This is a genomic window from Aquincola sp. J276 (assembly GCF_024700035.1).
Lineage (GTDB): Bacteria > Pseudomonadota > Gammaproteobacteria > Burkholderiales > Burkholderiaceae_C > Aquincola > Aquincola tertiaricarbonis.
Genome location: NZ_JAJONC010000002.1, coordinates 1,282,688 through 1,295,825 on the forward strand (window position 1 = coordinate 1,282,688; position 13,138 = coordinate 1,295,825).

Here is a 13,138-nt window from a genome sequence, read left to right on the forward strand (position 1 = left end):
AGGGTGCACTTGAGCTCATCGACGCCGGACTGCTCGCCATCCTCGGCTCGGTCAACGACAAGGGACTGCCGACCGTCCGCATCACAGGTGCGGGCGCGCTCGTCGCCGGCCAACGGCTAGTATCCGCTATCGAGGACTTAGAGCTGTTGCAGTCGGGCTTGTCCAAGGGCACGTTGCTTGTCGCACGGGGGGCACTGCCCCGTTGCTTGCGGGACCTTGGTGTTGGTCCACGATGCAGCGGAAGGCTTCGTGTTGGATGCCACCCTGCCCTTTGCCTGGACTGGCGAGGCGAGCCCTCAACTGCCGTCGGCACATGGTGTGATCGCCTGGGTCCGTCTGCCAGAGAACCCCAGATCCAGTGTCTTCAAGCGCAGGCTGCAGCGGCTCGGCTGGGACGTGGTGCTCTTCGACCCGGCAACCGCCCTGACAGATGCAGTCAGTCGACTCCAGACCGAACAGCCTTCGCTGCTCGTTGCCAACGAACGGCGACCGTCACTGGACGCGGACGTGATGAACTGGTTGTCCCTGCCGGTCGCGCTCGAGGTGCCCCGCGTGCTCGCGGTGCCGTTGGGGCATCCGGCACTCGAACGGCTGAGCTCCACCTACCACCTGCAGGCGCTGCCCTTTAGTCCGCACGATCTTGCCCTCCTCACCGCCGCTCAAGAGCCCACGTTTGACATCGCCTCGCTGCCTATGCCGCTGGCCACCGCCAGGCCGGCACCGTCCCTGCTGATCGTCGACGACAATCCAGTCAACCAGGCCGTCATGGGCGCGATGGCAGAAACCAAGGGGTATTCCGTGCTCCAGGCCGACGATGGCCGGCACGCCATTAACCTGTGTCTGCACACGCCTCCTTCAGCCGTGCTGATGGACGTGAACATGCCGGTCATGGACGGCATTGAGGCGACGCGCCGCATCCGCGCCTTGCAGAAATCGGGCGTCATAACGCCCTTTCCGATCCTCGGCGCCAGCGCCGACGCCACCCCGGACAATGAAAGCGCCTGCTTGGCGGCTGGCATGGACACCTTCATTGCCAAGCCGTTGATGATCGCGGATGTCGCCGCGCAGCTGCGCCGCTTGAGCCTTGACGGGCCCAAAAGCGCCACCTGGTAACAGGCCCGCCGGGTAACCCTTCGGCACCGCAAGCCGCCGAGCCCCACGGGACGTTTTGCCAGCACAGCAGCTTAGCGGAGGTTCAGGCGGCGGGCGTTGAACGAGTGCGGTCAGTGACCGAGTGCAGGGTAGCCAGCAACGACGCGACCTCGTACGGTTTGTGCAGGACCACGAGTGCTGGGTCGACCTTTTCTTCCGTGTAGCCGGTGGCCACCACCGCTGGGAGCTCCGGACGATGAACCTGCGCCCACCGCACGAGCTGAATCCCATTCATTTGGCCTGGCATCACCACATCGGTAAACAGAACGTCGAAGTGCTCGTCCTCTTCCAGCACCTGCACCGCTCGGTCTGCGGTCTCGCAGAGCTGGACGTCGTGCCCTGCTGCCTGCAAAGCCGGCACGACCACAGAGGCGGCAAGCGCGTCGTCTTCAACCATCAGTACACGGAGCGGCTTCAGGTCAATGCCTTCAGATGACGTCGCCTTGGGCGCCGCGCCCGTAAGACTAGACGCTGGCCGGTTCTCCTGTGCCGGCAGGATCAGCTTGGCACGTGTGCCCTGTCCTTCCTGGCTTTCGAGCACCAGGGCACCACCCGACTGACGCGCGAATGCCTGGACCTGCGACAACCCCATGCCGCGGGCAGTCGGCGACGGCTTGGTGCTGAAGTACGGATCGGTGGCCTGCGCAAGGACCTCACTGGTCATGCCGTGGCCACTGTCGACGATGGCCAGGCAGAGGTACTCCCCAGCCGCCAACCCGCGAACCTCCTCGGTTCGTGCTCTGCGCGCTTCGATGCGCACGGTGCCGCCTTGCGGCATCGCATCGCGGGCATTGAACACCAGGTTCATGGTGGCCAACTCGAGTTGGCCTGCGTCGACGAACAGGGCCGGCAAGCTGGTGTCGACTGCGGCAGCCAAGGTTGCCTTGCCGGCGAGGGCCTTGGTGAGCAGCTCCTCACTGCGCAACAACCAATCCTCCACTCGGATAGGCTCTGGCGAAAACGCAGCAGTCGGTCCGAACGCCGTCATCTGACGGATCAAACCGGCAGCCTTGCCCGTGGCGCGCACGCCAGCCTGCAGTGCCCTGTGCTGCGGACCGTCCTGCGGCACCGCGCGCAGCGCCAGCTGCAAGGATGTGGTGATCGTCTGCAGCAGGTTGTTGAAGTCGTGCGCCAGTCCGCCGGTCAGGCGCCCGATCGCCTCGTGTTTTTGACTCTCCAGCAATTGCGCCTGGATCTGACGTGCGTCGGCCACGGCCTGGGCGACTCGCAACTGCAGCTCAGCCGTCGATGCCTGTGCTTGGACGGCAGCCGTGTGCAATGCGGCAGCAACGTCGTCGGCCTCGACCACCCCCGTTTTGAACGCAGGTGGTACATCGCCCGATCCAAGCTGGCGCGCTGCCTGGCGCAGCCGAATCATGGGGTCACTGATGGTGCGGGAGGCGAACAAGGCCACGGCCAAGCCCGCCAAAAGCAGCCCCCCCGGCCGCCGCCAACGCCTGCACAGTCAGCCGGTTCGCGGTGGCCACCAACGTTGCGGACGGCAGCGCAATGACCGTGGTCCAGCCATAACGGTTCGCGGACGTCAGGTAGGACAAGGAAGCGACGCCGTCCAACGTCACGGACTCCGCGAAGCCCTCACTACGCGCCTGTGCTCGACGCTGGATGTCGCCGGTGGCGGTAGAGCCCACCCACTTGGCAGGTTCCCTGCTGCGTGCCACGATTTTGCGGTGCTGATCCATGACTGCGGCCACGCCGCCTGGCGGAAGAACCTGGCTCGACACCAGTGTTTGCACGATTGCCCCCTTGAACGCCACGCCGACGTTGTAGTCCGGTTGCGATGGCCGGTCCGGCGCAAACAGACCGATGACCGGTTCGGCCATCAGCGGCCCGCGCAAGCTGAACCGCGCCTCTGGCTCACCGCCTGGCAACGGCCCCGGCCGCAGCCGGGGGATCACCAGGCTTGGTTCGTACGGCACCAATGTATTCAGCACCTGACGGTCCGCGGCATTGACCAGCACCCAACTGTCGGTCCCGTGAACCGCAGCCAAGGCGTCACCTCGAAAACGAATCCAATCTTCTGCACTGAGCGCGGATGACGCCGCCAACGTCTTGGCCATCACCGCCCGGCGCTCCAGTTCCGTCTCTACTGCCGCGTTCAGCGACCGCGCAAGGTTTTGCACGCTCATGCGCGCAGTCGCTTCTTCCCGGAGGTAGGTGGAACGGGCGAACAGGCCAAATCCCGTGGCGGCAGGTAGCCAAACGGCCAACAGCAGAAGTAGAAGGCGGGCGCGAATACTCACGGGGCTTGTTACAAGCGATGCACCGCCTGCGGTTGGACCACTGAGGATCCTAAAGCACAGTTGTCAGTTCGTAGTAATACGCTGACAGAACAAACGTGTAACCCCCTGCCTTGGTGCCACTAGCCGCACACTATCCTCTGCGCCATGGAGCCCCTATGGACATGTCGCCGCACCGTCCCGTGCCCGATGAAGTCCAGCAGTTGCTGCTGCGATGGCCCGAGCGGGAGGAAATTTATGCGTTTCTAGCGTTGGATCCGGTAGGCACCGTCCTGTGGGTCTCACCCGCCGCGGAGCTGTTGTTGGGCTACGTACACGACGACCTGGTGGGCGAGAGCTTCGGCCGACTGTTCACGTCAGAGGACCGCGCCAAGGGACTGGACCAGCACGAACTCACCATCGCGCGTCACGTCGGCTTTTGCGAGGACGACCGCTGGCACGTGCGCCGAGACGGTACATCCATCTGGACGAACGGCGTGACCACCGCGGTGAAGGACCATCGGGGCGACCTGTTGGGGTTTGCAAAGGTGAAGCGTGACCGGACGGACTTGAAGGCGCAGCTGGTCACGCTGCAAAACCGTGTGGCCAGTCTCCAGCAGACGGCTCAGGACCGCTTAGCCTTCGACGAGACGATGGTGCACGAACAGGCCAACGTCCTGAATGCCTTGACGGCAGCCGTCGAACTGCTGGCTCGCTCGGAGCAGGCCAGTCGACCGGTGGTCGAGATGCTGACGCGCCAAGTCGGCATCCTGGGACGTCTGCTGGAGGACTTCCGTACAGGTATGCACCCAGGCGAAGTGCCGACGCCCAAGCTGATCTATGAGACGGTGCAGCTCAACGAGACCCTGACTGACGTCGCGAACGGCGTTGGTGCTGCAGCAGCCGCTGGCGGGATCACGCTGGAGACCTTGCTTCCCTCGGGCCAAATCGTCCTGCGGGCAGACCGCAGTCGCCTGCAACAGATCGTCCACAACTTGCTCATCAACGCCATCAAGTGCACCCCGGCGGGCGGCAAAGTGTGGCTCAAGGCCACCGTCGAAGGAGAGCATGTGGTGGTGCGGGTGGAAGACAACGGTGTGGGCATCAGTGGCGATATGCTGCCCCGGATCTTCGAGCTGTTCACACAGGAGCCACGCTCGCTGCACCTGGCGCGTGGCGGCAGTGGCATTGGCTTGGCCGTGGTCAAACAATGGGTGGACGCCCACGGCGGCACGGTCGAGGTGCGCAGCGAGGGTGAGGGCTAAGGCGCGGACTTCACCGTTCGCCTGCCCACTAAGCGACTGCCTTGACCAAGGACAGCTGGTGTCGTTGCCGAGAACTGGGGTGTCGCTTGCCGTGGTCCAACGATGGGAGTCACCACTTCGTGCTGCCCTCTGGGGTGGGCACACAGGCCGCATTCAGCCCGCCAAACGTGTCCGGCCCGCTCTGCAGCGATCCGTACTGGCTGCGCTTCCAACGGACGCTGTCTAATCTGGAGATCCCACAGGGCATCGGTCAGTCCAACACTCCGGCTCTAACCGGCCTTTTCATCGCTTTGACTCGGCGACTGCCGTCTACTCTGCCGGAGTGCGGCTTTCTGACCACCACATGCTTCCTACAACGCTGGCTCTGATTGACAACCGCTCTGACCTAGTGACGTCGATGGCAAGTGCTGCGACTGAACGCGGCACGGCAGTAAGGATGTTCTCCAGCGCTGGCGACTTGCTCGCCGATCGCGACTGCTTCATCTTCGGTTTTTACTGGATCAGCCTGGCCCTGCCCGACGTCCCGGGAGCAGAGTTGATCCGCATACTACGCAGGCGAACCAACGCCGGCATCGTTGCAGCTGCCGAACAGCTGAGCGCCGATGCCTTCACCCTGGCCGTCACCGCTGGTGCTGACATGTGCTTGTCGAAGCCATTGCCAGTCAACGACGCCTTGTTGGCACTAATGGCCATACAGCGGCGCTGCGTGCGTGCGTTCGAAAGCGCGCAGTCGTGGCAGCTGGACCACCGCGCCGGCGCGTTGATCGCCCCGGACGGGTCTGTCATACCGCTGACGGCGGCGGACATGGCGCTGATGGACTGCTTTCTGGCGCGCGGCGACGATCCCGTCCCACGGGAAGCACTTCGCCATTGCCTGCGGCAAGGCGGGGTCACGCCAAGGGACGACGCTATGAACGCATGCGTGTACCGTCTCCGGCGGCGCATTGAGCTCGCTACACAGCGCACGGCGCCGTTGCGCGCGCAGCATGAGGTCGGGTACGTTTTCAAAGAGTTGCTGCGGTCGGCGTGAGTGCAGGGCCCCGGCCGGCTCGCCGTTGTCAGGAAGCCGCCTGCCGGACTATGACCGTCGGCACCACAGGTGACCGTCGTTTCCTAGGTCTGAATCTCTTAGAAGACGCCAATGACGAGCTGCGTCACGACGCCGGCAATTCGCCGATGGTCAAGGTAGGCCTGAGACGACGAGCTCAGCGCCGCCCTATGCCTGCTTGAAATACGGACGATCAACGACTCTTATGGGCCACTCGCCTGCTGCGAGGCCCTTGGCAATTAAGGGTTCGGTGCTAGTCAAGCGCAGCGCACTGAATTGCGCGAAGCAGAGGGCGCTGTGTCGGCAGCACCTACGCGCAAGGACTTGAGGGGGCCGTCGCGAACACAGCACCCGCGCAAACAGCGGGCCTGAATAAAGGCAAGACTGGCTTAAGAGGCAGGGGCAGTTTTAAACCGGGTCAGCATCTGCACCAAGTGACCAGCCTGCTGCTTCAAGTTCTCCGCAGCAGCGGCACCCTCTTCTACAAGCGCCGCGTTCTGTTGCGTGCCTTGGTCGATCGAGCCGATTGCCGCGTTGATTTCCGCAATGCCGGTGCTTTGTTGGCCCGTCGCGCCGTTGATTCCGGCCACCAGCGCGTTGACCGCCTTGACTTGCTGCACGATGGCGTCCATCGTGCAGCCCGCCTCACTGACCAGCGCTTCCCCCGACTTCACCTTCAGCAAGCTGGCGTGCACCAAGCGATGCACCTGCTTCGCAGCCTCGGCAGACCGGTGGGCCAACGCTCGAACTTCAGACGCGACAACCGCAAAGCCGCGACCCTGTTCGCCTGCACGTGCGGCCTCGACAGCGGCATTGAGGGCAAGGATGTTGGTTTGAAACGCAATGCTGTCGATCACGCCGATGATCTGACCGATCTCGTCACTGGCGGTGCTGATCTCGCCCATCGTCGAGACCACGCGTCGCACCAGTTGACCGCCTTGTTCGGCCGCGCCGGCAGCAGCACTGGATAGCTCGGTGGCCCGTTGCGAGTGCTCAGCGTTCTGCTGCACCATGGTCGTCATGTGCTGCATGGTGGCAGCCGTCTGCTGCAGCGCGCTGGCTTGCTGTTCGGTACGGGCCGACAAGTCGTTGTTGCCGTTAGCAATCTCACTCGAGGCGCCCGCCACGCCGTCCGCGGTGGCCCGCACGGAGGTGACCACGGTGCGGAGGTTCAGTGACATCTCCTGCAGCGTGACCAGCAGTTGACCAGTCTCGTCACGACCAGCGGACTGTGCCCGTGCAGTCAGGTCCCCGTCCGCCACGGCTCGCGCTGTTGCAACTGCAGCATGCAGGGGTCGAGTCACCGCATCGCTGAGGGCCCAGCCCAAACCCAGTGCCACGCCGACAGACAACAGCCCTGCAAGCAGCAGCAGAGCACGTTCCTGCCGGACGGTGGCGTTGGCTTCCAGGGCACCCCGCATGACCAAGTCCTGCTCGTGAGCTTGATAACGGTCAACTGCCTCCATCAGCGCACGAAGCAGTGGTCGGCATTCGTCGTTCATCTTGACGATACGGCGACGCTCGGCCAGCACATCGGCCAACACCAGGGACACCCGCTGCTTATCAGCTACCACCCGCGCATCGGCGGCCACGCGCAGTTGGCCTTGGGCCTGGAAAGCGTTGTGCAGCAGCGCAGTGGCATAGGCGCAGAACAGCAGCACAACCAGCACCGGCCAATGACGGACAAGGCGGGACAGCATCAGGTTGGGCGCTCGTCAGCGCGAGCCGGCGACAGGTTCGGGGGAAGAAAGTCGACGCCGCAGCAGCCTCGCCGACCAGCAGCGTGGGCTCGAAGGTTGTCCTGTACCAACGCAGGCAGCTGTCGAACACCTGGCATGGCGCCAGAGCGTCGCTGGAGGCCTCGGTACCCCTGCATCAGGCGATACCTGCAGCATCCAGCGACCACATGTCTATCGGACAGCCGTAGGACAACTTAAGCTTGGCGTTTCAGACTAGCAACGTCGCTTGGCCTGATGGACGACGCGAGCACACGGAGAGCTGTAGCGCTTCCAGACCGGCGCCAGCATCAACGCCAGGGCCGCGGCCACCGTCCGCGGCCCGACTGACCCCTTCCTGGCAAGCCGTTGAGGATCGCTGAGGTCGCCGCGCAGCGTACGCAATGGGATGGACGCCCCCACCCATAGACGGCATCGGAGTGCCACAGTGGATGTGTCAGCAACCACCTAATCGGAAGGAGCGTCCACCATGGAGATTACGACGATCGGCCTCGATCTGGAAAAAGCGTATAACAGGTCACGGGATCAACGAGCGCGGCAAGGCGGTGCTGCGCAAGCGGCTCAAGCGCGACCAGGTTGCTCCCTTCTTCGCGAACCTGCCTTCCTGCCTGATCGGTATCGAGGCTTGTACCAGTGCTCACCACTGGGCCCACAAGCTCCAGGCCCTGGGCCACACGGTCAGGTTGATGGCGCCCCAGTTCGTCAAGCCCTACGTCAAGAGCAATAAGAACGACGCGGCCGATGCCGAGGCAATCTGCGAGGCCGTCAGCCGGCCGTCAATGCGCTTCGTGCCGGTCAAGAACGTTCGGCAGCAGTCGGTGCTCTTACCACACCGCGTTCGCCAGGGCTTCGTCAAGGCACCCACCGCGCAGGCCAACCAGATGCGCGGCCTGCTCGGCGAGTCTGGACTTGTTCGCCGCGTGCATCTACGTGTTCAGCAACGGTCGCCGCAACCGGGTCAAGGTGCTGGACGGGGGTCATTGCCCGCTTACCCTAGACGCGTCCACCCAGCATGAATGGCTAGCCGGGATGCGGCGTTACACAACTGGCGCGGCAGGTGGCCATGACGCGTGGCACTGCGCGCGTAGCGGCGGCTACAGGCCGACTCCCGTCAGTCATAGGCTCATCCGGCTAGTTGTCTGAAGTCTGCGTCAACCATCGAGGGAGCTCTGCGATGACCGACGTGGAGCCGTCGGGCCGGCCAAGCACGTCCAACCGGCCGCCCATCGCCGACAACAACGCCTCCACTAAGCTCAGAGCGAAGCCCAGATGCTGGCTCGGAGGCTCATCAACCAAGTGGCTGCCGAAGCCGGGCCGTGAAGCCCATCGCTGGGCGTCGAATCTGACCTCGATGGATGCAGCGAAGACGGTGCATGTCAAGTCGACTTTGGCTCGAGCCGGAACCACCTGCCACGTATGCTCAACCAAGCGGAGGAACGCCTCCTCCACGATGGCCGGGTCGGCGCGCACCATGGCTGCCTGGTCCGGCAGCAACACGCTGCACTGGATTTGTTGCTTCGTTTGCAGTGGCTCATTTGCCTCCAGCACCGACTCAAGTAGCGATGCCAGCCGCACTCGCTCATGTTGAAGCACGAGCCCTCCACTGCTCACCCGCGTAATGCGCAAAACATCATCGATCATGCGCAGCAAGCCCTTGCCGGCCTGTTCGACGCGTCCGATCCACTGGATCTGCGTTTCGCTGATGCCCTGCGGCTGTGTCAGCAGCAGCTGCGTGAAGCCTAAGATCGCGTTCAAAGGCGTCCGCAGTTCGTGGCTCAGCCGCGACAGTAGGCGCGATCGTGTGCGGGCCGCCGTCTCGTCAACCCGAGCCTGACTCTCGGCCTCGGCGCGATGCACCTCGTCCGACACGTCGCGCACAGACCCCACCATGCACAGTTGACCCAGCTCCGCGGAACACAAACCCGTAACTTCCATATGGCGGATCGTCGACGGCACCGGCACGACGCGGAATCGGTGCTTGAACAGTGTCTGTTGGCGCCCCGCATGTTCCATGGCGTGCCGAAGTGCGTGTTGGTCGTCAGGATGGACGCGGTGCCGAAGTGTCGAGCGGTCCACCAGCGTCCACTCGCCAAAGCTTGTCAAGCCGTAGAGCTCACAACATCGGCGGTCCAGCCGCACCGTCTGCGCACCGACTTCCCAGTCGAAGATGCCAAGTCGATCACTTTGCGTTGCCAGGCGCAGCCTCAAGCTGGCCGCGTACAGTTCTGCACGGATACGGCCTTCCCGCTTCTGCAGGCGCAGCCCATGGAGCGCGGCTGCCACGGCGAGTAGCACGGTCAACACAACGGCCACCGCAATCGTGGCGTACGCGGTGAGGCGAGCGCGGTCGCTAATGCGCTCCGAGAATCTGCCTTGCCCCTCGACGAATCGGTTGCTCAAGGCCTGCACTGACCGACGCAGGGCCTGCTGCTCCGATTCTTGAAGCGGGCGCGAGGCCTGCCCCGGCACCATGGTGGCCGCCGCAATGAGTTGTTCCACAAAGTCGTCGCCTTCCATCCAGCGCGCCACCGTCTCTCGTGTCCAGCCCCCTGCTTTAGCCAAACGATATACGCGGCACATCAGGGTCGCATCAGCGGCGTTCACCCCGGCCTCAACCAGATAGCGAGTGGGAACGGCAAGCGGCGCGTCGACGGTGTCCATTGCAACCCGAGCCTTCCTTATCAGGATGGGCACGTTCACCGCCTGCTCGAAGCTGAGTAGGTCTTGCGGGAGCCCGTGTTCGGCGAACCGCTCGAGCGACAGCAGTGCGGTGAAAGTCGCTTTGGTCCAGCGTCCCTCGGCAGCCATGAACGCCCTTGCCGCGGACAGGCCATACAGGCCCAGAACGCTGACGATCAGCAGCGCGGCCAGGACCAGCGCTGTCGGCAGCCAAGCGGACAGGCGGGTTTGTGAAGTGGGGTGGGCTACATCTAACGGCATGCTCGCTTTGCTTCCCCGCAATGACCCGGTTATAGGCCGAACCAACGGGGAGGTGGGCTCGATCGAGGTGATCGATAACCCGAAGTCGGCGGGAACACCGTGCCGGCCGCTCTTGTTCCCCGGGGTATCAGTGCAGCCTTCTGGCCAGCTTCTTCGTTTTCATGAGGATGGCATTCCGCCATGCGCCTGTGACGATGGGGCGTCGGCGCATGGCCCGAACCAGCGCAGGCGCGCTTGCAATCAACCATGTGAGGTGTTTATGTCATCTGCCCACCCGCCCTATCCGCTTTGCGCCGTGCTACTTGCAAGCGTGCTTGTCCTCGCCGCTTGCGGCGGTGACATTGACGACAGTGATGGCCGTCCTGACGAGCCGCCCGCCCCGAGCCAGCGCGCTCTCACGGGGACCGCGGCTAGCGGCGCCGGTTTCGCCAACGCCACGGTTCGTGTCTATGACCGCACGGGTGCGGAGGTGGGCGTCAGCGGTTCCATTGGCGCCGATGGCAAGTGGTCCGCAACCCTGGCCAGCACGGCTCAGGCGCCATTCGTCATCGTGGCCAGGCGCGTCACCGGCGGAGGTGAGGCTCAGACGCTTGTGGGCTTGCTCGCCGACGCAACAGGGGCAACCACGAACGTCAACGTCACGTCGCCGACGACGATCATCGCTGCCCGCCTCAGCCCCTCAGGGAATCCTTCAAGGCTGGTCGAGGAACTCAAGTCGGGCGCGGCGTCGATCGACGCGACCACGTTGGCCGTACAGGTCACACAAATCAAAGAACTCCTCGCGCCGATCCTGACGGCCACGGGGACAGCCGACTTCGACCTGCTGCAAGGAGAGTTTGCGGCGGACGCCACCGGCCACGACCGCGTCCTGGACTCGTTAGCCGTGTCCATCACGCCCTCTTCCGCGACGACGTCGACTATCGAGATCGGACTGAAACTGGCCGGCGTGCTGCAACCACCCGAGATCCAGTTCAGCAGTTCAGCGAGCTTGGCCGACATCAAGGCCGCAAACGCCGGCGTGGTGAACTTTCCAGTTGACGCTGATACGCCTCGCAGCAGGCGCTGATCCGCTCGAAGGCGCCCCGAGCGCGAGATCGCACCAACCAGCGCGTGCGCCCGGGCAGTTCGTCCGCTGGTCTGGATCAGGTCATCAACCGTCTGAAATCCAAAGTGCGCTCGCGCGTCGAGCATGTCTTTGCGGTCACCAAGAGGTTGTGCGGCTTCAGCAAGGTGCGCTATCGCGGCTTGGCCAAGAACGCGACGAGGGCGTTCGTGGCGGTCGCGCTCGCCAACCTCTACCTGGCGCGCAAGCGCCAAAGACCCAGCAGCGCAATCGGCCGCACGACCGTCCGGCCATATTTCGCCGCGAAATGCCGGTGGGCACCGACCCGAAGCGCGGCGGCATCTAGCGTGCTGCGCCCTCCGGTCCTCGTCACTGAGGTCTTTCAGCTTCCCCTCGACTTCATAGATGCGGGCGAACCGCCGAAATGCGTCCAGCCCGATGGGGCTCGTGCCTTCGTGCGTCAGCTCCTCGAAGTTCCTGCGCGCATGCGCGGCGCATGCGGCGCTGATGCGACCCGGGTAGTGCTGTGGGTCCACCACGGCCTCGTACGCACCGTAGCGGTCAGTGAGCAGCGTCCCGGACCATCGTCGCTCGCCGCGTCGCTCGTCGCCGTTGAGGAAGGCCACCGGGTACTGCGCCCCGCGCCCGCGGCAGAAGTCGTAGACGACGCCGGGCACCGCGTCGTGCCAACTTCGCGCGTAGGCCCACATGTAGGCCCGGCGTGTCCTGCCTGCGCCGGGGTCCAGCAAGGCCACCGGCGTCTCGTCAGCGTGCAGCACGCGGCAATCGAGCACGAAGCGCTTGTGCAGCACGTACAGCGGCTCCAACGCCGCGCCCACCTGACCGGTCCCGACTGCCAACGTCGAGCGCGGGGTGTGCACGCCGGAGCGGGCGTTGATGGTCTCTTGACGGTAGTACGGCAGGTGGTCCACGAAGCGGCTGATCGCCGTGTGCGCCAGCAGCCCGCTGGCGGCGATGCCGCCCTCAACGATCTCCGGCACGCTGGGCGCCTGCTTGAGGACCTGGCAGTGCCGGCAAGCCCACTTGCCATAGATGTGGCGGTGCACGAAGAACTCGGCCGGCACGATGTCGAGCCGCTCGGTGACGTCTTCACCAATGCGCTTCATGGGACGTCCGCAACCCTGCTCCTGGCAGTTGGTGCTGTCGGGCTCATGGCGATGCTCGACGCGACGCAGGTGCGCCGGCAGTGCACTGCGACGGGGCTGACGTGACGGCGCCTTGGGCTGGGTGCCGGCGGCCGCCGCGGCGGCCTCGGCTTCACGGCGCAGACTCTCGAGCTGCGCACGCAGCGCGGCTTCGTCCTCGGCCAGCGTCTCTTCGAACAGGCGACGCTGGTCAGCGTTCATGGCCTCTGACTTGGCCCCGTAGGTCCAGCGCTTGAGCCGCGCGAGCTCGAAGTTGATCTTCTCGATCTTGGCCTCGCGCAGCGCGATCTCGCGGTCCTTGCGCTGCAGCAGCGCATCGCGCTGCGCCAGCTCCGCAGCTCGCTCAGCGAGCGCCTGGTCGCGCTGCATAAGGGCTTGGTCACGCTCGCCGAGTTGCTGCGCCTGGGCCTGCACCTGCTGCTGCAGCTGGGCGATCAGCGCGGCGACCTCGGGCGAGAGGCCCTCGGGGTCAGTGGAAGGAAGACCACGCATGCCGAGCATGCGTGGCATCGTGCCCGAGCCCGCCAACGC

At 64.6% G+C, this 13,138-nt stretch carries 7 protein-coding genes and 3 pseudogenes; 5 read left to right on the forward strand and 5 right to left on the reverse strand.

Annotation, left to right across the window (positions count from 1 at the left end):
- The first annotated feature begins 252 nt into the window (after positions 1–252).
- The gene (locus tag LRS14_RS23885; RefSeq protein ID WP_257801383.1) at positions 253–1,113 is read left to right on the forward strand and encodes a response regulator; all 861 of its coding nucleotides are present in this window, start codon (positions 253–255) and stop codon (positions 1,111–1,113) included.
- Positions 1,114–1,195: 82 nt separating this feature from the next.
- Here the strand turns inward: LRS14_RS23885 and LRS14_RS23890 are convergent, their stop codons facing one another.
- Together LRS14_RS23890 and LRS14_RS23895 are read right to left on the reverse strand one after the other, a co-directional pair.
- On the reverse strand, positions 1,196–2,530 hold the full coding sequence (locus LRS14_RS23890; RefSeq protein WP_257801384.1) for an ATP-binding protein: 1,335 nt from the start codon (positions 2,528–2,530) through the stop codon (positions 1,196–1,198).
- A 4-nt stretch (positions 2,531–2,534) separates the two neighbouring features.
- Positions 2,535–3,299, reverse strand: coding sequence for a hypothetical protein (locus tag LRS14_RS23895; protein WP_257801385.1), 765 nt, complete (start codon positions 3,297–3,299; stop codon positions 2,535–2,537).
- Between the two features lie 269 nt (positions 3,300–3,568).
- Between LRS14_RS23895 and LRS14_RS23900 the strand changes: the two genes are divergently transcribed.
- On the forward strand, positions 3,569–4,654 hold the full coding sequence (locus LRS14_RS23900) for a PAS domain-containing sensor histidine kinase (protein WP_257801386.1): 1,086 nt from the start codon (positions 3,569–3,571) through the stop codon (positions 4,652–4,654).
- Between the two features lie 457 nt (positions 4,655–5,111).
- Positions 5,112–5,684: a winged helix-turn-helix domain-containing protein gene (locus LRS14_RS23905; RefSeq protein ID WP_257801387.1), complete on the forward strand. Its 573-nt coding sequence runs from the start codon at positions 5,112–5,114 to the stop codon at positions 5,682–5,684.
- Positions 5,685–6,091: 407 nt separating this feature from the next.
- On the opposite strand, the gene LRS14_RS23910 is transcribed toward LRS14_RS23905, so the two are convergent.
- A complete protein-coding gene (locus LRS14_RS23910; protein ID WP_257801388.1) occupies positions 6,092–7,402 on the reverse strand; it encodes a methyl-accepting chemotaxis protein in 1,311 nt (436 codons plus the stop codon).
- Positions 7,403–7,907: 505 nt separating this feature from the next.
- Here LRS14_RS23910 and LRS14_RS23915 point away from each other — a divergent pair.
- Positions 7,908–8,352, forward strand: a pseudogene (locus LRS14_RS23915) (IS110 family transposase); the annotation flags it as partial.
- Between the two features lie 217 nt (positions 8,353–8,569).
- On the opposite strand, the gene LRS14_RS23920 reads toward LRS14_RS23915, so the two are convergent.
- Positions 8,570–10,378, reverse strand: coding sequence for a sensor histidine kinase (locus tag LRS14_RS23920; protein WP_257801389.1), 1,809 nt, complete (start codon positions 10,376–10,378; stop codon positions 8,570–8,572).
- A 1,044-nt stretch (positions 10,379–11,422) separates the two neighbouring features.
- On the opposite strand from LRS14_RS23920, the pseudogene LRS14_RS23925 reads away from it, so the two are divergent.
- Positions 11,423–11,686: pseudogene (locus LRS14_RS23925) on the forward strand (transposase); the annotation flags it as partial.
- A gap of 108 nt (positions 11,687–11,794) precedes the next feature.
- Here the strand turns inward: LRS14_RS23925 and tnpC are convergent.
- Positions 11,795–13,117 (reverse strand): annotated as a pseudogene (gene tnpC, locus LRS14_RS23930) (IS66 family transposase); the annotation flags it as partial.
- Between the last annotated feature and the right edge of the window lie 21 nt (positions 13,118–13,138).

What these genes read in the sequence shown, in the direction of transcription:
- LRS14_RS23890 (WP_257801384.1), bottom strand. Translation starts at nt 2,530, where the DNA reads ATGATTCGGCTGCGCCAGGCAGCGCGCCAGCTTGGATCGGGCGATGTA.
- LRS14_RS23895 (WP_257801385.1), bottom strand. Translation starts at nt 3,299, where the DNA reads ATGAGCGTGCAAAACCTTGCGCGGTCGCTGAACGCGGCAGTAGAGACG.
- LRS14_RS23900 (WP_257801386.1), top strand. Translation starts at nt 3,569, where the DNA reads ATGGACATGTCGCCGCACCGTCCCGTGCCCGATGAAGTCCAGCAGTTG.
- LRS14_RS23910 (WP_257801388.1), bottom strand. Translation starts at nt 7,402, where the DNA reads ATGCTGTCCCGCCTTGTCCGTCATTGGCCGGTGCTGGTTGTGCTGCTG.
- LRS14_RS23920 (WP_257801389.1), bottom strand. Translation starts at nt 10,378, where the DNA reads ATGCCGTTAGATGTAGCCCACCCCACTTCACAAACCCGCCTGTCCGCT.